Source organism: Psychromonas aquatilis (assembly GCF_038155185.1).
Lineage (GTDB): Bacteria > Pseudomonadota > Gammaproteobacteria > Enterobacterales > Psychromonadaceae > Psychromonas > Psychromonas aquatilis.
In genome coordinates this window covers 1-211 of sequence record NZ_JBAKAZ010000444.1, presented here as the reverse complement: position 1 = coordinate 211, position 211 = coordinate 1, and the positions used below count along the sequence as shown (strand labels likewise).

At 31.3% G+C, this 211-nt stretch carries 1 protein-coding gene; it reads left to right on the top strand.

What is annotated here, in order from left to right; genetic code table 11:
* On the top strand, positions 1 to 211 hold a 211-nt coding region (locus V6256_RS16110; RefSeq protein WP_341599199.1), incomplete at both ends, for an FAD-binding domain-containing protein.

Here is a 211-nt window from a genome sequence, read left to right as displayed (position 1 = left end):
TGTTGAAATCATTGTTTGATAAGTTTCCTTATATCTTGATCTCAAGTGATAGTGATGAGTTTACTTTGCTAATTGAGATAATTTGGCGCGAATTTTATAGCCACTTACTATTTGATCAGCCTCGTTTATCTAATAGCTACTGTTTTAATGATATATATCATGGTGTTAAATGGCATTATGATGAAAATTTATTTACTGCGTGGTGTGAAGG